This window comes from Streptomyces sp. NPDC001401 (assembly GCF_042895385.1).
Classification (GTDB): domain Bacteria; phylum Actinomycetota; class Actinomycetes; order Streptomycetales; family Streptomycetaceae; genus Streptomyces.
Window position 1 is genome coordinate 41,509 of sequence record NZ_JBIAWI010000024.1, and the last position, 25,213, is coordinate 66,721.

A 25,213-nucleotide genomic window follows, 5' to 3' on the forward strand; every position below is an offset into this window, starting at 1 on the left:
CCTCGTAGGTGTAGAGAGCCTGCCGACCGGTCAGCGGATGCGGTCGAGCGTCTTGTAGTAGGCGCCCGCGAAGGGCAGGAACCAGGCGGTGCCGTTATAGAGGGGGATGCGGGGTGGGGCGATGTCGCGGACGGGGCTGACCTCGGGGTGGCCGTCCATCACCTCGGCCATGACCTGCCCCATGTGGGTGGCCATCTGCACGCCGTGGCCGGCGTATCCCATGGAGTAGTAGACGCCGTCGTCGGTCTGCCCGGCGTGCACGATGCGGTCCATGGCGAAGCCGACGGAGCCGCCCCACACGTACTCGATCTTTGTGCGGGAGAGCTGGGGGAAGATCCCGCACATCTCACGGAACAGGACGGCCCCGCTCTTCTTGTCCGAGGTGGGGTCGGACGGCGCGAAGCGGGCGCGGCCGCCGAACAACAGCCGGTTGTCCGGAGTGAGCCGGAAGTAGTGGCAGACCTGGTTGGAGTCGACGATGAGGCGGGCCTTGGGGATGATGTCCCGGGCGAGTTCCTCGCCGAGCGGCTCGGTGACGATGATGAAGCTGCCCACGCAGACCTGGTGGCGGCGCAGCCAGGGGAAGTTCCTGTCGGTGTAGGCGTCGGTGGCCATCATGACCTGCCCGGCACGGATCACACCGCGCTCGGTGCTGACCTCGAACCGTCCGGCGGCGGTACGCCGCACGCCGACGGCCGCGTTGCGCTCGTGGATCTCGACACCGCTGCGCTCGCAGGCCTCGGCCATGCCGCGCACGAATCGGCCGACGTGCAGGGCCGCGCTGAACGGGTCGAGCAGGCCACCGTGGTAGGTGTCGGAGCCGATCTCGGAACGCAGCTCGGCCTTGCCGATCAGAGTGGTCTCGTGTCCGAAGTGCTTGGCCAGAGCGCGCTGTTGGGTCTTCTTGCTCTCGAAGTGGGCGGGGCGGGAGGCGACGCCCAGGCGTCCGACGCGACGGAACTGGCAGTCGATGGACTCCTCGTTCACGAGCCGTTCGACGGTGTCCACGGCCTCGCCGTAGGAGTTGTAGATCTCGCGGGCCCGTTCGAGTCCGTAGCGGCGGATGGCCTGGCCCACGCCGATGGTGAAGCCCAGGTTGGCCATGCCGCCGTTGCGGGCGGAGGCTCCGGAGCCGATCTGGCCCTTCTCGACGAGGGTGACGCGGGCGCCTTTGCGCGCGGAGTGCAGAGCCGTGGACAGACCCGTCAGGCCGGCGCCGATGACCACCAGGTCGGTGTCCTCGGTCAGCGGCTTGCCGGATCGGTCGGGAAACGCCCCGGCGGTTTCTATCCAGTAGGGAATCGTCTTCATGTCGGGTCCTTAGCGGGGAGTTTCGAAGTGGGGGGTGGCCTGGCACCACACCGGGGGGGCGGGGCCAGTCGCGCTGTCAGCGCCTGCGCGGGCCGGGCCGGCGGCAAGGCTGGGGTGGGGGTGCTGCGGGCAGGACTGCTGACTGTCCTGTTGCCACCGAGTCTGCGGACGGAGGCGATGAGGGGGCGCGCTGACGACGGTGACGGTCAGTTCTGCGTCGAACCGGAGGTGTTGAAGACGCGGACGGGCAGGGGCGGAAGTTGGGTCACCCGCGGCCGGCCGGCGACTTCTCCGGACTTGCTGGCACAGCCGCTTCCGCGTGTCCAAGCCGCTTCTACAGCACCCTTTCGAGGAAGGCCTGGGTTCGTTTCTCGCGAGGGTTGGCCAGCACTTCGCGTGCGTCGCCGCGTTCGACTGCGATGCCTTCGTCCATGAAGAGCACTTCGTCGGCCACCTCGCGGGCGAAGGCCATCTCGTGGGTGACGAGCAGCATGGTCATTCCGTTGCCGGCGAGGTCGCGCATGACGGCGAGTACTTCGCCCACGCGCTCGGGATCCAGCGCGCTGGTGGGTTCGTCGAACAGCATGATGGTGGGTTCCATCGCCAGCGCGCGGGCGATGGCCACACGCTGCTGCTGGCCGCCGGAGAGCTGGGCGGGGTACTTGTGGCCGCAACCATCCAGGCCGACCCTGGCCAGCAGTTCCTGTGCCCGCTCCCGGCAGGCGGCGCGGTTCTTCTTCTGCACCAGCACCGGTCCGGACATGACGTTGCTTTCGGCGGTCATGTTGGGGAACAGGTTGAACTGCTGGAACACCATGCCGATACGGGCGCGCTGCTCGGCCAGCCGCTTGGGGCGGACGGCGTGGTAGGCGTCGTCCTTCTCGACGTAGCCGAAGTCCTCTCCGTTGACCCGCAGGACTCCGCGGTCGACGGTCTCCAGCCCGTTGATACACCGAAGGAGGGTTGATTTGCCCGAGCCGCTCGGTCCGATGATGCAGGAGATCTCCCCGGCCGCGACGGTCAGGTCGATGTCACGCAGGACCTGGTGACGTCCGAAGCTCTTGCACAGCTTGCGTGCGACGATCGTTCCGTCCGGGTTCACAGCAGGGACTCCCTCGTGGTGGGAACGGGTTGACCGGCCCCGGGCTCGGCCGAGGTGGCGGCCGGGGTCAGCCGTGCCCGGGTCGAGCGGGAGAAACGGCGCTCGATCATGGACTGCGGCACGCTCAGCACCAGCGTCATGATCAGGTACCAGAGGCTGGCCACGATCAGCAGCGGAATCGTCTGGTAGGTGCGGGCGTAGATCGCCTGGGCGCTCTGCAGAAGATCGGCGACTCCGAGCACGCTCACCAGCGAAGTCTCCTTGAGCATGCCGATCACCTGGTTGCCGGTGGCGGGGATGATCGCCGGCATGGTCTGCGGGATGATCACGTGACGGAGCTTGGTGAACCCCGACATGCCCAGGGACTCCGCGGCCTCGTGCTGTCCGCGGCTGACCGAGGCGAACCCGCCGCGGATGATCTCGGACATGTAGGCGGCCTGGTTGAGTGTCAGCCCCACGATGGCCGCGGTCATCGGCGTCATGATCGCGTTCACGTTCACCGGCGTGGAGATGTCGGTGAACGGGACGCCGATCGAGAGGTTCGGGTACAGCGCCGCGATGTTGAACCAGAAGACCAGCTGCACGAGCACCGGGGTGCCGCGGAAGAAGGTGATGTAGAGCTGGGCCAGCCCGGAGACGGGCCGCTGGTGCGACATGCGCATCACCGCCAGCACCAGCCCCAGGAGCGTGCCCAGACCCATGCTCGCCGCGGTCAGAAGAAGCGTGACCAGCAGGCCGTTGAGGATGGTCTGCGTGGTGAGGTAGCTGAACACCACGGGCCAGCGATAGTTCTCGTTCGTCACCGCGGTCCACACCAGACCGGCGACGATCGCGATGGCCACGGCCCAGGCGACGTAGTCGCGCGGACGTTTCGGCGTGATCCGCTTCTTCTCTTCGGCCCGTAGTTGTGGCACCGGTCCGCTCCTGGTCGTCGTGGTCTCGATCACGTCCATCGGCGTATCAGTCCTGCGGGACGGCCGCGGCCGCGGTCTTGATCCCTAGGTCCTGGAGCCCCCAGCGGCCCAGCGCCTGGGCGTACTTGGGGCTGTCGATGATCGACTGGAGGGCGGCCTTCACCGCGGGGGTCAGCGGGGAGTCCTTCTTCAGGGCGACGGTCACGGGCTTGGTGGTCACCAGGGGCTTGAGGATGTCGAACGTCTTGGGCTGCTGCGCGGCCGCCCACTCGAGCGCGATGAAGTCGTACATCACGGCGTCGATCCGCTTGGAGACCAGCTGGGTGAGAGCGTCGTTCACGCTGGGCAGGGTCACGGCCTTGATGGCCGGCTTGCCCTTGCTCGTACAGTCCTGCTCGGACAGCTGGGGCAGCCACTGCAGCTCCTGGGTGCTGCCCGAGGTGACACCGACGTGGTGCCCGCACAGCGTGTGGGTGCCCAGTTTCTGCGGGTTGCCGTAGGGGACGGACACTCCGGTCCCGGCCTTGAAGTAGTCGACCATGTCGAGCGCCTTCAGCCGGTCCGTCGTGGCGCCCATGGTGGAAGCGGTGAAGTCGTACCGGTTGGCCTGCAGTCCGGTGATGATGGTGTCGAACTTGACGTTGTTGATCTGGAGCTTCAGGCCGAGCTTGGCGGCGATCAGCCGGGCGATGTCCGGGTTGAATCCGATCGGGGTCTTGTTGTCCGATGCCATGAACGTGGTGGGCGGGTACGACAGGTCCATGGGCACCGAGAGCGTGCCCTTGGCCTTCACCGCCGCGGGCAGCAGCTTCACCGCGTTCTGGTCGGGCTTCACACCGACCGAGATGTCGTCGGTGTGCTCGGCGGACGGGCCGGATCCTCCGCCCTGTGCCGTGCTCTTCGCCCCCACGTTCTGCCCGGCGGCGCCCGCGCCGCATGCGGCGAGCGCGAGGGCCAGGGCGGTCGTGACGATCGAGATGCTCAACTGCCTGTTGACATGCATGGCGGCAGCCACGGCGCCTGCGGTGCGGCGTACGGTTCTGCGGCCTGTCAAGTTGTTTTCCATGGCGATGCCTCCTGGGGAACGCGGGGATACGGGGAGCCTGTGATGCGAGGGATACGGGGAGCCCGTGATGCGGGGGACGATGCGTGGATCGGGCCGGGGGGTGGGACGTGGTCGTAGCGCGTCAGATGCCCAGCATCTGGTTGAGCTCGTCGAGGGACTTGACGGTCACGTAGTCGTAGCCGTGGGTGACCGGGTCGTAGCCGCGGTCGAGGAGGACGAGGTTGCGGAAACCCATGTCGTGCATCGGCATCAGGTCGTAGCGGGTGTGCGAGGAGACGTGCACGAAGTCCTCGGGGGACGCGTCGAGCTGGTCGAGCATGTACTCGAACGCTGCGTACCGGGGCTTGTAGTAGCCGGCCTGCTCCGCGGTGAAAACCGCGTGGAAGTCCGCCCCGAGCCGGGGCACGCTCTCTTCGAGGAAGGCGTCGCCGGCGTTGGAGAGGATCACCAGCTTGTAGTTCTCGCCCATCTTCTTCAGTGGTTCCGGCACATCCGCGTGCGGGCCCCAGCTGCGCACGCCGTCAGCGAACCGCTTGCCTGCGTCCGGGGCAGCCTTCACGCCCCACTTGCGGCAGACCCCCTCGAAGGCGGCCTGCAGCGTCTGCTCGTAGGGGTAGTACTTGTCAAGGACCGAGTCGTAGCGGTAGCCGCGGAACTCCTTGACGAACTGGTCCCAGTGCTCGGCCGGGATCTGGTCGCCGACGAGTTCACGCGTGATGGGGGTCATCGGCCACTCGATCAAGGTGCCGTAGCAGTCGAACGAGACGTACTTCGGGCGGAACTGGAACGAGGGAACGGGCATGGAAGTGCTCCACTTTCTTGCTGCGGGGAACTGGGCAGGGCCGACGCGGACCCTTTTCGGGCATGCTCACGACAGAGATGTCGGGAGTGTGGGGCTGATGACGCCGACAGTCGCCGGGGATCAGGCGGCGCCGACTCCTGCCGGAGCGAGGAAGCCGACGGGGTGCTGCGTGGTGCCGTCGAGTGCCAGGTCGGCGGCGATCTCTCCCATCGCGGGCGAGATCTTGAAGCCGCTGCCGGAGAACCCGGCCATGACGATGATGTCGTCCTCGCCGGGGAGATGGCCGACGAGCGGGTTTCCGGACTGCGTGTAGCCCTCCATGTAGGCCGACATCCTGATGGGGTCGGGGTTCAGGTCGGGCATGAGTTCATCGATGAGCTCGCGGAAGGTGCCGAGTTCCTCGGGGCGGACCGTGCGGTCGAGCCGTTCGGGCTCGGGCACCGGCGCATGGTGTTTGAAGGAGAGACCGAGCTTGACGGAGATGCCGTCGGGCGACGGGATTCCGAAGCAGTCGTGGGGTGCGGCGCGCACGAAAGGAGGGGCACCGCCCGCGAACCAGTCGTGGCGGGTGGGCAGGTGCCAGGAGCAGATCACCCGGCGGACGTCGATGGTCCGGGGGAGGTCCGGGAGCAGGGTGTTGATCCAGGGGCCCACGGTCACCACGGCGGCGTCCACGTGGTCGGTGCCCTGGTCGGTGACGACCCGCACCCCGCCACCCGCCGCGGGGACGACCTCGCGCACCGTGGTGTAGCGGTGCAGCCGGGCGCCCAGCTGCTCGGCACGGCCGGCGGCGGCCTGGATCGACGCCTCCGGCCTGATGACGGCGCCCAACCGGTCGAGGACGGCGGTGTGTCCGTCCGGGAGCCGGTGCTGCGGGTAGCGGCGGGCGAGTTCCTCCCGGTCAAGTACCTCGTGATCCAGCCCCTGGGCTGCGCTGGTGGAGAGGAGGAGGCTCATGGACGGTGAGGAGGCCTCTCCCATCACCAGGCTGCCGCTGCGGCGTCGCAGCGACCGGCCCGTCTCCGTCTGGAGCTGCTCCCACATCCGGTCCGCGAGCCGCAGCAGAGGAATGTACGCGGGCTCGCCGAGGTGGGCGGCTCGGTAGATGCGGCTCTCGCCCCCGGCCGCGCCGCGGTCGTGACCCGGTGCGTACCGGTCGTAGCCGATGACCTCGGCTCCGCGGGCGGCCAGTCGCCACATGGCCTGGCTGCCCATGCTGCCGGCACCGATCACGGCGACGCGCTTCGGGATGCGCATGAGGTCGCTCCTCTCGATGGTGTGGTGGGTGGCAGTCGGCTCCCAGCACGGTGCGGACACCGTGCGGACCTTTCCAGTTCGGACCCTGCTGGGGATGCCGTTCACTTTCCGCCCGGTGGAACTTGCAGGTCAACCCACACTGTGTTCCGCCTTGGGACCTTCTCGAGACGGTCTGTCACTGCGGACGACCGGGCTGCCCAAATGACGGTCCTCCTCTTGTCACGATGAGTGGCCGGTGCGAAGGTGAGCCCGATTCCCTCGGATGAAAGCACCCCCTATGCCGCCCAGACCTCCTGCACCCGGGCACTTCCCCACGCTCAGGGAGGTACTGCGCCTGCCCGTGCTCGCCGAAGGGATGCCGCGCGTGCTGGCCGGCGAGTCCCAGCTGGACAGCCCGGTGCGCTGGGTGCATGTCACCGAGCTGCTCAACCCCGCCGATTTCCTGGAGGGCGGCGAGCTGGTACTGACGACCGGTATGCCGCATCCCGAGGACGCCTCCGAGCTGCGCGGCTACGTCGACCAACTCGCGGACGTCGGCGCGGCCGGCCTGATCGTGGAGCTCGGTTACCGGTACGGGAAGGTGCCCCACGAACTGGTGGCGGCGTGCCGCGCCCGTGACGTGCCGCTGGTCGAGCTGGCCCGTGGCGTCCGGTTCATCGACGTCACGCAGACGGTGCACGCACTCATCCTCGACGCCCAGGGGGCCCTGCTGCGCCGCGGGAGGGACATCCAGGACATCTTCACCGCCCTGACACTGCGGGGCGCGGACCCCGAGGAACTGGTGCACACCACCGCGGAGCTCACCGGAGCCCCCGTGGTGCTGGAGGACCTCACCCACCGGGTCCTGATGTGCGAGCTGCTCGGCCGGCCGTACGAGCCGGTGGTGTCGGCCTGGTCGCGGCGTTCGCGGGCCGCCCCGACGCCGGAGAGGATCACGCCGAGCGGCCCTGAGGGGTGGCTGATCGCGCCGGTGCAGGACCACCACGGGCCGTGGGGGCGGCTCGTCCTGCTCGAGGACCGGCTGAACGCCGAGCCCGACCCGGAACACGTCCTGGTGCTGGAACGTGCAGCGGTCGCGCTGACCATGGCCCGTCTGGCCGGGCATGCCTGGTGGGACCGCCGGGCCCACCGCTCGGTACTGCGGGACCTGTACGAACGGCGTTTCCGGTCCCCGGCGGACGCCCGCGCCCGCGCCGAGGCACTGGGACTGCCCACTCTCGGACACCGCCTCTTCGCCGTGGTCATCCGCCACCCGTACACCGGCACCGATGGTGAGCACCTCGACGAACGGATCGCGAAGGCTTTGGCGCACACCGGTGTCCGCGCCCTGGTCGGCGAGACTGCCCCTGGCCGCATCGGCGTACTCATGGCTCTGGCACAGGCGAGCGCCTGGCAGCCGGTCGCCGAGCAGATCGGCCGTCTGACCCGGGAGGAGCTCGGACCGCGGGCCGTCGTCGCCGTCGGCCCCGGGGTGACCGACCTCGGCGGGATCGCCCGGTCGTGGCAGGAGGCGGAGCAGACGGCCGAGGCCATCACACCGGCCTCCCCGGAGCGGTGGTTCTACGTCCCCGCCGACGTCCGGCTGCCGGAGTTGCTGGGCGTCCTGCGCGAGGACACCCGTCTTCAGCGGTACGCGGAACGGCAACTGACCCGCCTCATCGAGCACGACGACCGCAACAGCGGCAATCTGCTCCCGGCACTGCGCGCCTATCTGGCGGCGGCCGGGAACAAGTCGGTCGCGGCGAAACGCGTCGGCATGTCCCGGCAGGCGTACTACCAGCGCCTCCACACCATCGAACGGCTCCTCGGCTGCGACCTGGAATCAGGTCTGGAGCGCACGTCCCTGCACGTCGCGGTGCTGGTTCTGGACGCCGGAGAAGCAACTGTTCCCGGCGTATGACGAGAACGTCGGCCGTAACCCGCGTCGCCTTGCAGCGACCGGTGCCCGGGAGACGCCTTGTGTACGTGCGTCGTGTCCGACCCCAAGTTCATGTCATGGCCAGGGCGCTCGAGCGGGACTGGGCGGCACCGGGGCAGCCTCGTGAGACGCGTGCAGATCGGTGTGCCGCGGCTGAGCGAGAGCTTCTTTCGTCGCTGAGCAGTTCACGCCGTCGGCGCACGGGGCGCCAGGGTGGGTGCTCGCCACGAGCGAGGGCCGGTGGGACGCGGCTCGCAAAAGGGCAGAGGTCGCGTAGGAGTGCCCGGTGACCGGTGGGCGGCGTCGTCCCTGCCGCCCACCGCGGAAGAAGAAGGCTCAGAGGAGCTCGATCAGCTTGTCGGTGAACTCGGCGGTGCTCGCGGTTCCGCCGAGGTCCGGTGTGCGGGTATCGGTCTTGCCCAGGACCGACGCGATCGCGTCCGTGATGTCCCTGGCCGCAGCGGGATGGCCGAGGTGGTCGAGCATCATGGCCGCGGACCAGATCGCGCCCAGCGGGTTGGCGATGCCCTGGCCTGCGATGTCGGGCGCGGAGCCGTGCACCGGCTCGAACATCGAGGGGAAGTCACCCTCGGGATTGAGGTTGGCCGCCGGGGCGATGCCGATGGATCCGGCGACCGCGGCCGCGAGGTCGCTGAGAATGTCGCCGAAGAGGTTGGAGGCGACGACGACGTCGAAGCGGGCGGGGTCGAGGACGAATTTGGCCGCCAGCGCATCGATGTGCTCCTGGTCCCAGGTGACGCCGGGGTGTTCGGCGGCCCGCTCGGCGATCAGCTCGTCCCAAAACGGCATGGTGTGAATGATGCCGTTGGACTTGGTGGCGGAGGTGAGCTTCCCTCGGCGGCGGGCGGCGAGCGAGAACGCGTAGTCGGCGATACGGGTGACCCCGGCCCGGGTGAACACCGCTTCCTGGACGGCCAGTTCCTCGGACGTGCCCTGGTTCAGCCGTCCGCCGATCTCGCTGTACTCGCCCTCGGCGTTCTCCCGCACGACGACGAGATCGAGCTCGCCCGGCCGTGCGCCGCGCACCGGACTGTCGATGCCTGCGAAGACACGGACGGGCCGGAGGTTGACGTACTGGCGGAAGCTGCGCCGGATCGGGATCAGCAACCCCCACAGCGAGACATGGTCCGGCACCCCCGGGTAGCCGACGGCGCCCAGCAGGATCGCGTCCTTGTCGCGCAGCTGGTCGATCCCGTCGGCGGGCATCATGGCGCCCTCCCGCAGGTACCGCTCGCACGACCAGTCGTACGACGTGTAGGACAGGCTGAAGCCGTGGCGGCGGCCGAGAACATCGAGCACCTGCTGTGCTGGGGGCAGTACCTCGGCGCCGATGCCGTCGCCGGGGATCAGGGCAATGCGGTGGTTCGTCGTCATGCCGTCGATTGCAGCAAGGCAGTCCGCGGAGCGTCCAAGACGCAAAGCGGATATCCCTAATAAGCGGTGCCTATCAGCTGCCGGCGGCCGAGACGAACGCGGCGGCTGCCGGTGACAGGCTGCCGCGGCGGCTGACGAGCGCGATGTCCAAGCCGGTCTCCGGCTCGATGTCCAGGACGCGGGCGCCCAGCCTCCGGGCGAGGTCCCGCCAGGAATCCATGATCACCGCGAGCCCGACCCCGGCCAGTACCAGGGGCATGAGCGACACCCGGTGCTCGGTCTCGGCGGCGACGGTGAACTCGATGCCCTGCTCCCGCAGCGCGTCGACGTAGGCGCGCATCCCGGTACCCGGCTGCCCGACGATCAGCCGCTGTCCCGCAAGCTCCCGGCACTCCACCGCCGTCCGATCAGCGAACGGGCCGCCGGCCGGCACCATCAGCACAAAGCGCTGGCGCTCCAGCGCATGGGAGACGACCTCCTTGTCGGAGAGCGGCCCGGCGGACGCCAAAAGCCCCAGTTCCACGGCACCCGTACGCACCATGTCGATCACGTCACGCGAGGTGAACGCCGCTTTGATGACCACGGAGATGCCGGGGTACCGGTGGCTGAAGGCACTCACCAAACTCGTCAGCGGCTCCACCGCCTGCGACGGCACGGACGCCACGTCCAGGCGCCCCTCACGTAGCTCGTGCACCGCCGCGACACTCGCCCGCGCCGTCTGCAGACTCCGTACGGCCTCCCGGGCAGGCTCGATCAGGGCCCTTCCGGCCTCCGTCAGCACTGCCCTGCGCCCGATGCGATGGAACAGCTCGGAACCGAGATCACGCTCCAGTGCCCGCACGGCCTGCGACAGCGACGGCTGCGACACGTACAGAGCCGACGCCGCACGGTTGAACCCCCCACGATCAACAATCGCAAGGAAGTACTCCAGCTGCCGAATGTCCATGACGCGCCCTCTGCCCCTCAAGAAATCAACCAACGACTCAATTGGTCCCAACCATGGTTGCGTGAAGACAGCCTCGAAGAAGTACGGACCAGCGATGCACTGACCGTGGTTGTCCCCGAAGCGCCCGCCCGCAACCTGGAAGTCAGAAGAGCAGCAGGTCAGACGCCCTTTGCCGCGGGCTCAAGAATCGCCACGCATTCCACATGCGAGGTCATCGACGCCGCGATGTGGTCGCTGGTACGCCCGTGCAGCACCGACCGGTTGCCGCACGTGTCGTTGCCGATCATGCCGCCGAGGGTGCAGCGGCTGTGCGAGGAGGGGTCGGGGCCGAAGGTGAGCCCGTGCAGGGCCGTGCGCTGCGCAGCACGTCCAGGATCACTCCTGTCTCAACGCGCGCGGTAAGCGTCATCGGGTCGATGTCCAGGATCCGGCTCAAATAATGGGAGAAGTCGAGGACGGCACTCGGCCCGACCGCGTTGCCGCCATGCTGGTGCCGCCACCGCGCGCGGTGACCGGGACGCCCGCCTCGCGGCACGCGCGCAGCACCGCGACCACGTCAGCGGCACTGCGGGGGAAGACCACGGCCCGTGGCGGCACCCGGTAGTTGGAGGCATGGAGGCCGGTGGAGCCCGGGCCGGTCTCCACCCGCAGGCCGGGAGTGGTCTTGGTGAGCCGCCCGACCAGCGACTCCAGGGCCGTGGTGGTGTCCGTCATCGCCGCGCCGCTCCCGATGTGCCGGCCTCCACTGCGTTCGCCCACGCCTGGAGACCCTCGTCCACCGCCACCTCGTCGATGACGAGCGCAGGGATCATGCGCACGACCTGGTTCCAGGCGCCGCACAGCAGCAGGAGCAGTCCCTGGTCGACGGCGGCCCGCTGCACGCGGGCGGCGGTCTCGGGGTCGGGGCCGCCGTCCTCGGTGACGAACTCGGTGGCGAGCATGAGCCCGAGGCCGCGTACGTCGCCGATGCCGGGGGTCCGGTCGGCCACCGCCTCCAGGCCCTGGCGCAGGCGCTTGCCCATCGCCTCGGCGTTCTCGACGAGCTTCTCGTCGCGGACGATGTCGAGGGTGGCGCAGGCCGCGGCGCAGGCGACGGCGTTGGCGCCGTACGTACCGCCCTGCGATCCCGGCCACGCCTTGGCCATCAGCTCGTCGGAGGCGGCGATACCTGACAGCGGGAAGCCGCTGGCCAGGCCCTTCGCGGTGATGAGGATGTCGGGTGTGACGCCGAAGTGGTCGTGTCCCCAGAAGCGGCCGGTGCGGCCCACTCCGGTCTGCACCTCGTCGAGGATCAGCAGGAAGCCGTGCCGGTCGGCCCGCTCCCGCAGGCCCTCCAGGAAGGCCCGGGTCGCGGGCACGTACCCGCCCTCACCGAGCACCGGCTCGACGATGACCGCGGCCGTGTCAGCAGGCGAGGAGATCGTCTGGAGTGTGTAGTCCAGCTCCTGCAGGGCGAATCGTGTCGCGGTCTCCTCGTCCCAGCCGTAGCGGAAGGCCGAAGGGAAGGGGGTGACGACGACACCGCTCATCAACGGGGAGAAGCCGGACCGGAAGCGGGTGCCGGAGGTCGTCATCGAGGCGGCGGCCACCGTACGACCGTGGAAGCCACCGTGGCATACCAGGACGTTGGGCCGGCCGGTGGCCTGCCGGGCCAACCGCAGCGCCGCCTCCACCGCCTCGCTGCCGGAGTTGGTGAAGAACAGGCTGTCGAGCCCCTCGGGCAAGACTTCGCCCAGCTTGTCGACAAGCCGCCGCAGCGGCTGGTGCATGACTGTCGTGTACTGGCCGTGGACGAGGGTGCCCACCTGTTCCTGGGCAGCCGCCACGACCTTGGGGTGGCAGTGCCCGGTGCTGGTCACGCCGATGCCGGCGGTGAAGTCGAGGTAGCGGCGGCCGTCATCGCCGTAGAGGTGGACGCCCTCTCCCCGGACCGCCACCACGGGCGTGGCCTGGCGAAGGTGCGGCGACAGTGCAGTCATGTTCGTCTCCCGGCGGGTCGTCGGTCTGGCTCCGGTCCGGTCGAGCATCTCCGCGGACCTCGATGACGCCAACGCTCGATCTGTCCGGCCGCGCCGCGGCATCTGGACGTTGTGTCAGCCGCACCGGGCCTCAGAAGCTGTTGTCTTTCCGGACTTGAGGACTGCGTTTTCACTGGTCGGGCGTGGGGCGGACATTCCCGTGGGAGTGGTGGCGTGTCGTGTCGTCGCTCCGGTGGAGGTCGTGGATGCCGTCGGTCGTGGGGCTGCTGGAACAGCGCGAGGTCGCGGCCCGCCGTCGCGTGGATGGGCTGAGGGAAGAAGCCGACCGCATCCAGGCCGAGTTGGCCGTGGCCGAGCGGGAATGGCGGGAGTGGGCCATCGCCCGTTCGCGGGTCGGCGAGGTTCTGGCTCCTGTGGACGAGCCCGGGCAAGGCCACGTCCAGGCCGATGGGACAGCGCCGGCCATGGGACAGGCCGAGGAGGCATCGTCAGCGCCGACTGCGGCGAAGTCGAAGTCGCAGGTGCCGGTGTGGCGTGAAGGGCTGGCCTGGTCGGTGCTGTCGGTGGACTACCAGCGCATTCTGCAGGCGCTCGCGGACCGGGCCCGGCGAGGTCAAGGGCCGCTGACCTGCCAGGAGATGGCCGCGGCGTTCGGCATGGACGTGGTGCCGGCTCGGGTGGAGGCACTGCGGTCGAAGGCGAAACGCCTGGTCGCGCGCGGTTGGCTGGCCGAGCCCGCGCCGGGCCGGTTCACGCCCGCGCAGGGTGCGGCCGGGCCAGGCGGCGGGTCATGAGCAGGATCATCGACCAGTAGATCATCACTTCGGCGCTGGTGGTGCGGCGTTCGTAGTCGCGTGCCAGGCGGCGGGTGCGCATCAGGTGGGCGAAGAGGCGCTCGACGATCCACCGCTTGGGCAGGACCACGAAGCCGCACATGTCGTCGCTGCGTTTGACGATCGCCAGGACCAGGGCGAGCACGGTGAGGCAGTAGGCGACGAGGCTGCCGGTGTAGCCTCCGTCGGCCCAGACCAGCTCCAACTGGTGGTGTGCATCGGCGACTTGCCGCAGCAGCACGTGGGCGGCTGCGCGGTCGCCGGTGTCCGCGGCGGTGACCATCACGCCCAGCAGCAGGCCGAGGGTGTCGACCACGACGTGCCGCTTGCGCCCGTTGACCAGCTTGCCGCCGTCGAAGCCGCGGCTGGCGGAGCCGACGACGGCGTCCGCCTTGACGGACTGCGAGTCGATCACCCCGGCTGTCGGCTCCACGTCGCGGCCCAGCTCCTCGCGGACCGTGGCGCGCAGCCGGTCGTGGAACTCCTTGACCAGCAGGTGGTCGCGCCAGCGGCGGAAAAACGCGTAGACCCGGTCCCACGGCGGGAAGTCGGCGGGCATCGCCCGCCACTTGATGCCATTGTCGACCAGGTAGCGGATCGCATCGAGTATCGCCCGGTGGCAGTACGCCTCCGGCTGCCCGCCCCGGCCCCGCAGCCAGCCCGGCACCGGCAGCAGCGGCCGGACCACGGCCCACTCCGCGTCCGTCATGTCCGAGGGATACCGCCGAACACGTTCCGGGTGATCGGCCGCATTCCCGAACCGGTGAGCGACACAATCACACGACGGTGCAACCGAGTTGGACTCCACCGGCGCGAGCACGTAGAACTGCGGCAACAGGGTCTCCTGGATCTCGGTTGGCTTCGCAACCCCGAGCTACCAAGAGGCCCTGCCTTCATGCCCGTAGCCGGCGGCAACCACCCGATCGGGACTCCCGTTCGACGCACACCCCTCAAGATCGGAACGACAACAGCTACTCATGCCCCGCTCGTCCTGCTCACAGCGGCTTTTCCAGGGCTCTTGCGCAGGTCAGTGACGCTTGTCAGGGTGACGGAGCACCCAGGGAGGTCCCATGCGCGAGAAACGCCACACGGCTCCAAGGCCCGTCACCGCCGGTCTTGACGCCTCCGTGCCGGGCCCGAACATGGCCGCCGTCGGCCATCCGCTCACCGTGGCCGACGTACTGGCCCTTCCCGTCCTGTCCGCCGGACAGCCACAGGTCGTCACCGGAGTGGACCGGCTCGACCGCCCTGTCCGCTGGGTCCACATGACCGAGCTGACCGACCCTGCCTCATTCCTCAAGGGCGGCGAGCTCGTCCTGACCACCGGCATGCCCCTGCCCGATGAGCCGGCCGGCGTACGCCGCTACGTGAACGAACTGGCCGATATCGGCGCGGCGGCCCTCGTCATCGAACTGGTCCGCCGTTACCACCGCCCGCCCGAGGCCCTGGTCCATGCCTGCGAAACCCGCGGGCTCCCTCTCGTGACCCTGGCAAAGGACGTCAATTTCCTTGAGGTCACACAGGTCGTCCACGCTCTCATCCTCGGCAACCAGGCCGAGGAGATGCGCCGGACCCAGCGCATCCACGAGGCGTTCACCGCCCTCACCCTGCGCGGCGCTGAGCCCGAGGAGGTCGTAGGTGCCGCCGCTGAGATGAGCGGCCACACGGTCGTACTGGAGAACCTGGTCCACCAGGCACTGATCTGCGCGCCCTCCGCAGGCACCGTCGAGGTAGCACTCAGCGACTGGGAACGGCGCTCACGCGCGACACCTCCCGTCGGCCACACATCCGTGTCCGGACCCGGCGGCTGGCTCGTGACATCCGTGGAGTACCAGCGGGAACGCTGGGGCCGGGTGGTCATGCTGCCCGCCCCGCCAGGCCAGACCACCACCCCCTCGACATTCGGCCCCACGGCTGTGACGGTGCTGGAGAGAGCCGCGATGGCCCTCACCATCGCCCGGGTCATCCACCCCGTGCCCTGGGAACGCACCGCACACCGCAACCTCCTGCGCGACCTCGTCGGACAACGTCACCACTCTCCTGCGGATGCCGCTGCCCGGGTCGCCGCACTGGGTCTGCCCACCAAGGACTGCAGCTTCATGGCCGTGCTCGCGGACTTCCCTCAAGAGACCGACGCGACGAAAAGCGAGGCACTCCTCTGCGAAGAGCTGAGGAAGCAAGGGACACAGGCCCTCGTCGGCGTTCTCGGCCCCACGCGCCTCGGCATCCTCCTACCCCTGCGCCCCGGCCAGCCCTGCCGACCCGTAGTCGAACACCTGAGCTGCACCGTACTCGAGTTGGCGCCAGGGGCCACCGTCAGCGCAGGCAGCGAGGCGACAGACCTCTTCGGTGTCGCCCGATCCTTCCGCGAGGCGACCCGCGTCGCCGAAGCCACCGAGCCCGGCCAGCAGCTCCCGCCGGGACGCTCCTACCACGAGCCATCCGACATCGGCCTGCGCCGCCTGCTCTTCGCTCTCCAGGAAGACACCCGGATCCAGGACTTCACCGAGCGCCGACTCGGCCGACTCCTCGACCATGATGCCCGCCACGGGACGGACTTGCTGACGACCTTGCGCCACTACCTTGACGCGGCAGGCAACAAGACCCTGGCAGCCCGATCTGGCGGTCTGTCCCGCGAGACCGTCTACCAACGTCTGCGCAGCATCGAGCGGATACTCGACTGCGATCTCGAGTCCGGCGAACACCGCACCGAACTACATGTGGCACTCACAGCGCTCGACGTCCTACGGGCCAAGTGAGCCGGAAGGACGAACCGGTCCGCACATGACGAATGAACCGCGGTCTGGCCATCCGGCTTCAAGCGCCCTCGACAGGGTCGAACGGACCCGTCCGCGACATCGTCCACGCCTTCACCGAGCGGGGGTTCGATGCACTGGACCCAACTTGGAGCGGAGGACGCCCGAGGGCTGTCAGTGAGCGGCTGCGCGAACACATCCGCCTGATCGCCCGGACGTTCCCGCCGACGGGGGCATCACCGGCTTCGTCACCCGGCACGCCGAAGTCCGCACCTGGGCCACCGACAACGACGTCGAAGTGGTCTTCCTGGCGCCTACAGGCTCATGGCTGAACTGGGTCGAGTCAGAGTTCGCCGCCCTGCGCTACTTCGCGCTGAACCGCACAGCCCAACGCACCCACGACGAGCGGAACGCCGCTATCGCCGTCTACATCCGCTGACGAAACGCCCGCGCCGAGCCGAAGACCCTCTTCGCGCCCGAGTCACCGGTCCGGTAGTGGGCCGCATACCTGGCCAAGGCTGCGTGCCGAGCCACTAGGAGGGCTTGGATCCCTCTCTGGGGCGGGCCGTGGCGGTAATGGCGGGCGTGGGCAGCGACCTGGCGTCGACACAGGGCCTCCGAGGTCTTTGTCGCGGCGTAGAGGGAAGCCCCCAGCGTGAGGACGAGGGCAACGCCTGCGGTGATGATGTTAGGGCGGAAGCCAGGCAGACTACGAGGTTCTGCATCAGCAAGATGCATGCCCTGCGACACCCAGCTGCCCGGCAGCGCGGGCGCGTGCAGGAAGGCCCACATCCGTCCAGGCTCCAGGGCCTCCCCGGACGGCATGCCCTCCACCGACTTGGCCACGCGTGCGGCGTCCCGAATCTCGTCCCGTCACCGTCAAATCGAAGGCACAGTCCGGCCTCTGCCGCTGCCAGGACCACATGCCCGGCCCGGCTCCGGGTAGGGCACGGTGACCACTTCGGGGCGGGCTCCCGACTCCGCCCGGCCGAAGGGGGCGCGGTCGTCCATTGAAGGCGCCGAGGCCGAGCAGGTACATGTTCTTGTTGTCGAAATGCCCCTGCGGCCCTCGAGCACGCGACGCCGGTTCGGGCGCGCCAGGCGCCGATGGGTCAAGGCGGTGGAAGATCACTCGATGGGTCCGGCCGCAAGGTGACACCCCGTCAGAATGAGCGTCATCTCAGCGTCGAGACGACCTGCCGCCGTCCGGGTTGCAGCACAGGAGATTCACCCGCCATCCCAGCACGGCGTCATGAATCGGTAGGTCAGCGGCGTTCGTGAGCGCACGACGCGCCTCACGTCATGTACTTTGCGGAACAGGTCGAGCGCGCCCGACCGTCCCGGCCAATTCAAAAGAAATAGCAGGTCAGGGGCCCTTTACTGCGGGCTCAAGAATCGCCAGGCACTCCACGTGCGAGGTCATCGGAAACACATAGACGACTCCACGAACCGCCCGCTCTGCGCCTTACCGTCCGCCCCGTGGCGCACCTTGACCGGGTCAAAGTGTGCCACAGCCCCCGTCAGGCACCCTTGGTCCCCAAGTGGTCCCCACGAATGACCAAAGGGCCGCTTCAGATCTCCTCTGAAACGGCCCCTGGCCTGCGACTTCGTAAAGTCGGGACGACAGGATTTGAACCTGCGACCCCTTGACCCCCAGTCAAGTGCGCTACCAAGCTGCGCCACGTCCCGGTGCGTTTCGCGCGGTGAACCGCGTGATCGCGCAGGTCAACCTTACCGTACGTGCACCGGTGTTCGCGTCGGCCGGTCGGCGGGGCCGACCCGGCGGTGCGGGTCGGCCCACGGGTGTCAGCCGCGCCTGGCCGGCGCGACCGCTTGCGGCTCTGCGTACGCCGGGTCGCCGCCCGCGGGTGCAGGGCGGTCGAGGCGCCGCGTCCGTGCCGTCGGCACCAGCAGCGCCGCCAGCGCGGCCGCCAGGCACAGCACCGCGAGCAGGGTGAAGCCGTGCGTGTAGCCGGAGGCGTACGGCAGGCCGGACGGCTGGAGGTGGCCGGTGACCAGGACGCTGGTCACCGCGGCGCCGATGGAGCCGCCGATGGTGCGGATGTTGGCGTTCATGCCGGTCGCGGCGCCGGTCTGGGAGGCCGGGACGCTGCCCACGATCAGGTTGGCCATCGAGGCGAAGGCCAGTCCGATGCCGAGGCCGAACACGCCCGAGACGAGGGCGACCTGCCACTGCTGGTCGTGCCAGAGGGCGAGGAGGCCCAGGGCGAGGGCACCGAGCGCGGCACCGGTCGTCAGCAGGGCCTTCGCGCCGACCACAGGCTCCAGACGGCCGCTCAGGATGCCGGAGAAGAACATCGCCACCAGCATCGGGAGCATGAGGAGTCCGGAGGCCGTGACGCTCGCGCCGAAGCCGTATCCGGCGGAGCTCGGCGTCTGCACGAAGCCGGGCAGGAAGGACCAGAGCGCGTACATGCCCGCGCCGAACAGGAGGGCCGCGGTGTTGGTGGTCCACACGGCCGGCAGCCGCATCACGCGCAGATCGATCAGCGGGGTACGGGAGCGGGCCTCGGCCAGCAGCCACAGGGCGAACAGGACGACGGCCGCGGCGAACAGGCCGATCACCCGGGCCGAACCCCAGCCCCACTTGCTCGCCTGGCTCAGCGGCAGCAGCAGGGCGACCAGCCATGCCGAGAGGAGACCGGCACCGAGCCAACTGACGCTTCCCTCGGCCCTGTTGGGCGACTCGGGGACGTAGCGCAGGGCGATCAGTGTGGTGACCGCGACGACGGCGACGGGGATCCAGAACAGCCAGCGGTAGTCGAGCGCGGACACGATCGGGCCGGCCGCGACGATGCCGACGCCGCCGCCCGCGGCGATCACGGCGGACAGGTTGCTGATGCTGCCGGGGACCTCGGAGGGGGCGAACTCGTCTCGGATGATGCCGAAGGAGAGCGGGAAGAGCGCACCGCCGACGCCCTGGACGACACGGGCGACGATCAGTACGCCGATGGTCGGGGCGAGCGCCGCGACCAGGCAGCCGGCCAGTACGACGAGCAGGACGGCGACGAGGGTGCGCTTCTTGCCGATCAGGTCGCCGACGCGGCCGAGGATCGGGGTGAAGACCGAGGCGGACAGCAGATAGGCCGTCATCACCCAGGTCGCGGTGGACTGCGAGGTGTGCAGTGCGTGCTGGACGGTCGGCAGGGCCGGCGCGATCAGCGACTGCAGCATGGCGAACACACCGGCGCCGGTCGCGAGGACCGCGAAGGTGAGACGCGTGGACTTGCGGGGCATGAAGGGCCTCTCCGAACGAGCGGGGTGCGGCCGAGGTTCTCGGGCCACGGTCGTGCGGGCCCGGAGCGCCGGTGGGCGGAATCGGGCACGCCGACGGCCGCGGTGAGCGGTCGCGGAAAGGTGGTGGGTGCCTCGCACTGCTAAAGTGGAGGCATACCTCCACTGTAGCGGAGGCATACCTCCGGTTCAACCCGTACCGACCCCGGGAGGCAGCAGTGCCGGCTCAGCCGTTCCCCGTCCGCGAGATCGTGGCGTCCCGCCGACCGCACCGGAAGGACGCGGCGCGCAACTACGACGCCCTGGTGGCCGCGGCCCGCGAGGCCTTCGCCGAGCACGGCGCCGACGCGTCACTGGAGGACATCGCCCGCCGCGCGGGCGTGGGCATCGGCACGCTGTACCGGAACTTCCCCTCCCGCCGTGAGCTGTTCGAGAGCGTGTACGCGGAGGACGTCAACGAGCTGGTCCGGGTCGCCGAGGAGGTCGCCGAGCTGGAACCGTGGGAGGCCCTCACCTCCTGGCTGGCCAGGTTCACCGGCTACATGGTGACCAAGCGGGCCATCCGCGAGGCCCTCGACGGCGAGTCCGAGATCTTCGACGCGTGCCGGGACTCGCTCTACGCCGCGGGCGGTCCGCTGTTCGAGCGGGCACAGGAGGAGGGCGTGGCGCGCAAGGACATGGACATCGGCGACCTGCTGCGGCTGGTCTCGGGCGTCACCGGGACGGTCTTCGTCGACGACGCCCAGCGGGACCGGGTGCTGGCCATCGCCCTGGACGGGGTCCGCGCCGCGCGTTGACCGGTCGCCGCGGCGACCGTCAGCGCCGGAGGCCGTCCGCTTCGCGGGTGCGCGGCGCGACGACCGCTGCCCCGGGGCGTCCGTGCTCCCGCAGCGGCCCGACCGACAGGCCCCGCTCCTCGCAGGTGTCGAGGATCCGCGGCAGGGCGCCGAGGGCCGAGTGCCAGGCACCCGGAGCGGAGGTGCAGTCGGAGTCGTGCAGCAGGATCGTGCCGCCGCCGTCCAGGTCGCGGGTGACCGTGCGGTGGACGGATTCCGGGGTGGCCCGGGCGGTCCAGTCCTCGCCCCAGGCGGTCCACAGCACGGGGGTGAGGCCGAGGCGGCGGGCCGCGAGGTGGGCGGCGGTGGACATCACGCCGTAGGGCGGCCGGAACAGGCGCGGGGTGCGGCCGGTGAGGGCGCCGACCGTGTCGCGGGCGCGGGCGAAGTCGTCGTACGTGGCGCGCGGGCCGCGCAGCAGCAGGGGGCGGTGGAGCCAGCCGTGGATGCCGATCTCGTGCCCGGCGGCGGCGATCTCGCGGACCAGGCCGGGCGAGCGGCGCGCCTGGCGGCCGAGGAGGAAGAAGGTGGCGGTGACCTTCCGGTCCTCCAGGGCACGCAGGAAGAACGGGGTGGACAGCGGGTCGGGCCCGTCGTCGAAGGTCAGCGCGACGTGGTCGGCGCGGCCCCGGCCGGCGAGGCGGGGCATCGCGCGGTTGCGCAGTGGGCCGAAGGTGGACAGCACCGGGGCCGCGTGAGCGGCGGCCAGTACGGGGAGGGCAACCCGGGCGGTCGTGCGGAGCAGTTGTGCGGCGCTCACGAGCGGTGGCCCTCCGGGTGATGGGTGTGCGGCGGGTCGTCGAGGTCGAGGCTGCGGCCGATGGCGTGCATCACGCCCGTGCCGGTGTCGGTGGTGGCGACCGCGGTGCCGACCGCGCACGCCCAGACGGTGCAGGCCGCTGCCGCGGTGGCGGCGAGCCGTCGTACGGCCGGACGGGTTCGGGTCCTGCGTACGGCGGAAGGCGCAGGGGCGAGCGGGGCGGGGAGCGGCACGCCGTCGCCACAGGCGCGGGCTATCGCGTCCGCGGGTCCCCGGCCGGCGGCGGCGAACAGGGCGAGCCCCGCCTCGCGTTGCAGCAGGCCGCGCGGGCCGTCTATCAAGTCGCAGAGGACGTCCTTGAGTTCGGCCGCGTCCTGGATCCAGGCGGCGACGCCCGCCTCGTCCAGCGCGGCGGCGTTGGCCGGTCCGTGGCCCGGTATGCAGCGGTAGCTGGCGACGGGCAGGCCGGCGGCGAAGGCCTCCAGCGAGGTCAGTCCGCCGGCGTTCTGGACGAGCACGTCGGCGGCGTGCATCAGACCGGGCATGTCGTCGACCCAGCCGTAGGCGTGCTCGATGCCGTCCTCCCGCAGCTGCCGGGCCAGCGCCTCGTTGCGGCCGCAGACCACGACCGGCACGGCCGCTCCGCAGTCCCGCAGCTCCAGGGCCACCTGCCGGACCGGGCCGACGCCCCAGGAACCGGCGACCAGCAGGGCGAGCGGGGCGGCGGCGGGCAGTGCGAACCGCGCCCGGGCGGCGCTGCGTTCGGCCTCCTGCGGGGGCCGGAAGCGCGGGTCGACGACCGGCCCGCCCACCCGGACGTCGCCCGCGCCGAGGGCCCGGGCCTGCGCGGCGGGCACGGCGTGGGCGGCGAGATGGACGTCCACGCCGTCAGCCACCCACAGCGGGTGCACCGAGAAGTCGGTGAGGTAGGTGAACACCGGCACGTCGAGGCGGCCGGCCAGCCGCAGCCTGCCGAGCACCCGGCTGGCCCCGGGATAGGTGGAGACGACGGCGCCCGTGTCCGCGGGCAGGGCGCGCAGCATGCGGTCCTCGGCGGTGCGCAGCAGGGCGCGGGCCAGCGGGCCGCCGCCACCGGCGCGTTCAGTGCTGCTGTAGATGCGCTGGTAGACCCAGGGCGCCCGGACGAGCATCCGGTGGTAGCCGTCGCGGACGGCCCGGCCGACCCGGGCGGGCAGCAGGTCGAGCAGGTCGTAACGGTCTACGGTGACGCCGGCCGCCCGCAGGCGGCGGTGCAGCTCGTGCGCGGCGCCGTCGTGGCCTGCTCCGATGCTGGCGGAGACGATCACGACACGTTCGGCCGGTGCCGTACGGCGGGGCGTCGCCGCAGGCCGGGGGCTGAGGGCGGCGGCCGCGAGGGCACGCAGATGCACCGTACTTCCGAGGTGGGGCATGGGCTTGTTCCTCCGCAGGTGGAGTGAGGCGGCGAAACTCTACAACATGTAGTAGGTAATCTCGTACAAGTTGTAGTAGGTAACCCCGGGAAGCCGGGCATCGGGAGGTCCGACCCATGTCCTACATGTCGTAGTGGTCCGGCGGATAGGCTGTACCACCGAGCAACGAAGGACGGTGGGGTGAACAGTGCACGACCGGGAGGCCGAGGCATCCGGCAGGCGGGCGCGCGGTGAACTGGAGAGCGGGGTGCTCGCCACCTTGTGGGGAGCCGAGGAGCCGCTGACCGCACGGCAGGTCCGGGACCGGCTGCCCGGCGATCTCGCCTACACGACCGTGCTGACGATCCTGTCGCGGCTGTACGAAAAAGGCATGCTCGTCCGGCAGCGGGCAGGCCGCGGCTACGCCTACGCCCCCGTCCGGGACGAGGCCTCCCACACCGCCGAGCAGATGCACGCACTCCTCGAGCACGGTTCCGACCGCGAGGCGGTGCTCAGCCGCTTCGTCTCCGAACTGTCCCAGGAGGACGAGCAGTTGCTGCACCGGCTGCTGGCCGACCAGGACACCGGGCAGGACTCCGGTCCCGCCGGCAAGGAGCCGTGAGCCGGTGCGGATCAGCGTCTACGTCCCCCTTCTGGTCACCGTCGTCCTCGCCGTGCTCGTCCCCCGTCCGGCACGGCGGCTGGCTCCGCGCCCGGCCGCCTGGGCGCTGGCGTGCGCCGCGCTGGTGACGGCGCTGGGCTGGCTGGGGTCGCTGGCCCTGCTGGCGTTCGCCGGCTTCGCGCAGATCCCCGAGGTCGCCGAGGAAGGCCGGTGGTCGGCGTCGGCACTGCGCGCCGACGACCCGGTCTACCTCACCGTCGCGACGGTGGCCGCCCTCGCCCTGGCCGCTTCCTGCGCCGGGCTCGGGGCCGCCGCCGTACGGCAGGTACGGCACCTGCGCTGGGCCCGTCGCGAGTGCCGGCACCTGCCCGGCGACACCGAACTGGCCGTCCTCGACGACCCGTCGCCCGACGCCTTCGCGCTGCCCGGGGCGCCCGGACGGATCGTGGTCTCACGCGGCATGCTCCGCTGCCTCACCGATGGCGAGCGCGAGGCCCTGCTGGCCCACGAACGGGCGCATCTGCACCGCAGACACCATCTCTTCCAGACCCTGTGGCGGCTCACCGCGGCCGTCAATCCGCTGCTGCGTCCACTCGCCGACGCGGGCGGCTTCGTCCTGGAGCGCTGGGCCGACGAGGAGGCGGCGGCACACGTCGGCGACCGCAGAACCGTCGCCCGCGCAGTGGGCCGGGCCGCCCTCGCCTCCGCCGCACATCCGCCCCGCGACGCCGCCCTGGCCGCGACCGGCGGCGCCGTGCCGCAGCGGGTGCGGGCACTGCTCGCCCCGCCTCCCCGACGCCGGGCCCTGCCGTTCGTCGGGGGCGCGCTGCTGCTCGTCCTGTGCTGTACGAGCCTGGCGAACGCCGCGTCCGACAGCGAGGAGATGATCGAGAGCGCGCAGCACGCGGCATGCACGGCGGATGCCAAGGCCGCCTCGGCATCGACCGCACCGGATCCGCTGCCCGAGCACGAGCACGGACACGGTCGCTGTTGCGACCACGACCGGCCCGGGGCACAGGAGCGGCCCTGCCCCGACGGGCCGGACAGCCCGCCGGGGCAGGGCACGCCCCGGCACTGACTTCCCCGCCACAGCAGTTCCAGCGAACGGAGCCTCATGTCCCTCCTGGCCCGGCCGGCGGTGGCCGCCTTCGTCGCCAAGACACTGCAACGCCTGACGCAGCTGGCCGACCGGCGCTCCGGCGGGCGCGGCTCCGCCGCCGCGTCGCACGCGCGGTTCCCCGAATACCCGCGTGTCGTCACCGAGTTGACGATCCCCACGTCGATCGCCCCGGCCCGGGCGACGGTGTACCGGCCGACGGTCGAGGGACCGACTCCGCCGCCCGTCCACGTGAACTTCCACGGCGGCGGGTACGTCATGACACTCACGGAGCTGGACGACCCTCTGTGCCGCTTCCTCGCCGCCGAAGCCGGGGTGGTCGTGATCAACGTGGACTATGTCGTCGCCCCGCAGCACCCGTTCCCGGCCCCGCCCCGGCAGGCGTACGAGGTCGTCCGCTGGGTCGCCGAGAACGGTGCCGGGCACGGCTGGGACGGCAGTCGGCTGACCGTCGGCGGGCAGAGTGCCGGTGGCGGGCTGGCGGCGGCCGTGGCGAGGCAGGCGCTGGAGGAGGGCGGGCCGTCGATCGCCCTGCAGGTGCTGCACTATCCGCCGCTGGATCTGGTGACGAACGCCCGCGACAAGCGGGCCGCCGCTGCCAAGCCAGTGCTACGGCCGTGGATGGCCGACGTCTTCGACACCTCGTACGTACCGGAGGTGAAGCAGCGCGCCGACCGGCTCGTCTCGCCCGCCCATCCGTCGGACACCGCGGACCTGAAGGGCCTCGCCCCGGCCTTCGTCGTCACGGCCGAATTCGACCTGCTCAAGGCCGAGGCCGTGGCCTACGCACACCGGCTGCGGAGGGCGGGAGCACTGGCGGCACACCAGGACGTGCCAGGAGCCGACCACGGCTATGACACCTCCGACGACGAACGGGCGAGGAACACCTACGCCCTGATCGCTCGTCATGTGCGGCAGGCGGTCGAGGGCGCCTAGGAACCAGGCCCGCCTGT

20 protein-coding genes, 1 tRNA gene and 1 pseudogene are annotated in these 25,213 nt (G+C 70.4%); 7 read left to right on the forward strand and 15 right to left on the reverse strand.

Features of this window, described 5'->3' with window-relative positions; all coding sequences use genetic code 11:
• Nucleotides 1-30 precede the first annotated feature (30 nt).
• The 6 genes from ACFY10_RS48025 to solA form a co-directional block, all read right to left on the reverse strand.
• The gene (locus tag ACFY10_RS48025) at nt 31-1,311 is read right to left on the reverse strand and encodes an NAD(P)/FAD-dependent oxidoreductase (RefSeq protein WP_390671726.1); all 1,281 of its coding nucleotides are present in this window, start codon (nt 1,309-1,311) and stop codon (nt 31-33) included.
• Between the two features lie 334 nt (nt 1,312-1,645).
• A complete protein-coding gene (locus ACFY10_RS48030) occupies nt 1,646-2,413 on the reverse strand; it encodes an amino acid ABC transporter ATP-binding protein (protein WP_390671727.1) in 768 nt (255 codons plus the stop codon).
• Entirely contained in the window at nt 2,410-3,366 is a 957-nt protein-coding gene (locus ACFY10_RS48035) for an amino acid ABC transporter permease (RefSeq protein ID WP_390671728.1), read from the reverse strand. The genes ACFY10_RS48030 and ACFY10_RS48035 overlap by 4 nt, the downstream gene beginning before the upstream one ends.
• 7 nt (nt 3,367-3,373) lie before the next feature.
• Nucleotides 3,374-4,393 carry an ABC transporter substrate-binding protein gene (locus tag ACFY10_RS48040; protein ID WP_390671729.1) on the reverse strand — a complete coding sequence of 340 codons (1,020 nt, stop codon included), beginning with the start codon at nt 4,391-4,393 and terminating at the stop codon, nt 3,374-3,376.
• A 121-nt stretch (nt 4,394-4,514) separates the two neighbouring features.
• A complete protein-coding gene (locus tag ACFY10_RS48045; protein ID WP_390671730.1) occupies nt 4,515-5,195 on the reverse strand; it encodes a haloacid dehalogenase type II in 681 nt (226 codons plus the stop codon).
• Nucleotides 5,196-5,315: 120 nt separating this feature from the next.
• The gene (solA, locus tag ACFY10_RS48050) at nt 5,316-6,452 is read right to left on the reverse strand and encodes an N-methyl-L-tryptophan oxidase (RefSeq protein ID WP_390671731.1); all 1,137 of its coding nucleotides are present in this window, start codon (nt 6,450-6,452) and stop codon (nt 5,316-5,318) included.
• A 277-nt stretch (nt 6,453-6,729) separates the two neighbouring features.
• Here solA and ACFY10_RS48055 point away from each other — a divergent pair, with 277 nt between their 5' ends.
• Complete coding sequence (locus ACFY10_RS48055) at nt 6,730-8,352, forward strand: PucR family transcriptional regulator (protein WP_390671732.1); 1,623 nt, start codon at nt 6,730-6,732, stop codon at nt 8,350-8,352.
• Nucleotides 8,353-8,706: 354 nt separating this feature from the next.
• Here ACFY10_RS48055 and ACFY10_RS48060 read toward each other — a convergent pair whose 3' ends face one another.
• The 4 genes and pseudogenes from ACFY10_RS48060 to ACFY10_RS48075 form a co-directional block, all read right to left on the reverse strand.
• Nucleotides 8,707-9,765, reverse strand: a complete 1,059-nt coding sequence (locus ACFY10_RS48060) for a tartrate dehydrogenase (RefSeq protein ID WP_390671733.1) — start codon at nt 9,763-9,765, stop codon at nt 8,707-8,709.
• A gap of 73 nt (nt 9,766-9,838) precedes the next feature.
• Complete coding sequence (locus ACFY10_RS48065; RefSeq protein ID WP_390671734.1) at nt 9,839-10,711, reverse strand: LysR substrate-binding domain-containing protein; 873 nt, start codon at nt 10,709-10,711, stop codon at nt 9,839-9,841.
• A gap of 218 nt (nt 10,712-10,929) precedes the next feature.
• Nucleotides 10,930-11,425: pseudogene (locus tag ACFY10_RS48070) on the reverse strand (FAD-binding oxidoreductase); the annotation flags it as partial.
• Nucleotides 11,422-12,690: an aspartate aminotransferase family protein gene (locus tag ACFY10_RS48075; RefSeq protein WP_390671735.1), complete on the reverse strand. Its 1,269-nt coding sequence runs from the start codon at nt 12,688-12,690 to the stop codon at nt 11,422-11,424. The gene ACFY10_RS48075 and the pseudogene ACFY10_RS48070, both read right to left, overlap by 4 nt.
• 245 nt (nt 12,691-12,935) lie before the next feature.
• On the opposite strand from ACFY10_RS48075, the gene ACFY10_RS48080 reads away from it, so the two are divergent.
• Nucleotides 12,936-13,484 (forward strand): hypothetical protein, encoded by a 549-nt coding sequence (locus ACFY10_RS48080; RefSeq protein ID WP_390671736.1) that lies wholly within the window; start codon nt 12,936-12,938, stop codon nt 13,482-13,484.
• Here the strand turns inward: ACFY10_RS48080 and ACFY10_RS48085 are convergent.
• Nucleotides 13,441-14,232: an IS5 family transposase gene (locus tag ACFY10_RS48085; RefSeq protein ID WP_390671737.1), complete on the reverse strand. Its 792-nt coding sequence runs from the start codon at nt 14,230-14,232 to the stop codon at nt 13,441-13,443. The two genes, ACFY10_RS48080 and ACFY10_RS48085, sit on opposite strands and share 44 nt — an antisense overlap.
• A 361-nt stretch (nt 14,233-14,593) precedes the next feature.
• Between ACFY10_RS48085 and ACFY10_RS48090 the strand changes: the two genes are divergently transcribed.
• Complete coding sequence (locus tag ACFY10_RS48090) at nt 14,594-16,282, forward strand: PucR family transcriptional regulator (protein ID WP_390671738.1); 1,689 nt, start codon at nt 14,594-14,596, stop codon at nt 16,280-16,282.
• Between the two features lie 1,612 nt (nt 16,283-17,894).
• On the opposite strand, the gene ACFY10_RS48095 is transcribed toward ACFY10_RS48090, so the two are convergent.
• Nucleotides 17,895-17,968: transfer RNA gene (locus ACFY10_RS48095), tRNA-Pro, on the reverse strand.
• A gap of 117 nt (nt 17,969-18,085) precedes the next feature.
• Nucleotides 18,086-19,537 carry an MFS transporter gene (locus tag ACFY10_RS48100; RefSeq protein WP_390671739.1) on the reverse strand — a complete coding sequence of 484 codons (1,452 nt, stop codon included), beginning with the start codon at nt 19,535-19,537 and terminating at the stop codon, nt 18,086-18,088.
• 215 nt (nt 19,538-19,752) lie between these two features.
• On the opposite strand from ACFY10_RS48100, the gene ACFY10_RS48105 reads away from it, so the two are divergent.
• Nucleotides 19,753-20,331 (forward strand): TetR/AcrR family transcriptional regulator, encoded by a 579-nt coding sequence (locus tag ACFY10_RS48105; RefSeq protein WP_390671740.1) that lies wholly within the window; start codon nt 19,753-19,755, stop codon nt 20,329-20,331.
• 19 nt (nt 20,332-20,350) lie between these two features.
• Here the strand turns inward: ACFY10_RS48105 and ACFY10_RS48110 are convergent, their stop codons facing one another.
• Nucleotides 20,351-21,130 carry a polysaccharide deacetylase family protein gene (locus ACFY10_RS48110; protein WP_390671741.1) on the reverse strand — a complete coding sequence of 260 codons (780 nt, stop codon included), beginning with the start codon at nt 21,128-21,130 and terminating at the stop codon, nt 20,351-20,353.
• On the reverse strand, nt 21,127-22,542 hold the full coding sequence (locus ACFY10_RS48115) for a glycosyltransferase (protein WP_390671742.1): 1,416 nt from the start codon (nt 22,540-22,542) through the stop codon (nt 21,127-21,129). Before ACFY10_RS48115 ends, ACFY10_RS48110 begins: the two co-directional genes overlap by 4 nt.
• 187 nt (nt 22,543-22,729) lie before the next feature.
• On the opposite strand from ACFY10_RS48115, the gene ACFY10_RS48120 reads away from it, so the two are divergent.
• The 3 genes from ACFY10_RS48120 to ACFY10_RS48130 are packed head-to-tail and all read left to right on the forward strand — an operon-like array spanning nt 22,730 to nt 25,196.
• The gene (locus ACFY10_RS48120) at nt 22,730-23,143 is read left to right on the forward strand and encodes a BlaI/MecI/CopY family transcriptional regulator (RefSeq protein WP_390671743.1); all 414 of its coding nucleotides are present in this window, start codon (nt 22,730-22,732) and stop codon (nt 23,141-23,143) included.
• A 4-nt stretch (nt 23,144-23,147) separates the two neighbouring features.
• Nucleotides 23,148-24,221 carry a M56 family metallopeptidase gene (locus tag ACFY10_RS48125; protein ID WP_390671744.1) on the forward strand — a complete coding sequence of 358 codons (1,074 nt, stop codon included), beginning with the start codon at nt 23,148-23,150 and terminating at the stop codon, nt 24,219-24,221.
• Nucleotides 24,222-24,257: 36 nt separating this feature from the next.
• Complete coding sequence (locus ACFY10_RS48130; RefSeq protein ID WP_390671745.1) at nt 24,258-25,196, forward strand: alpha/beta hydrolase fold domain-containing protein; 939 nt, start codon at nt 24,258-24,260, stop codon at nt 25,194-25,196.
• Nucleotides 25,197-25,213: the final 17 nt, after the last annotated feature.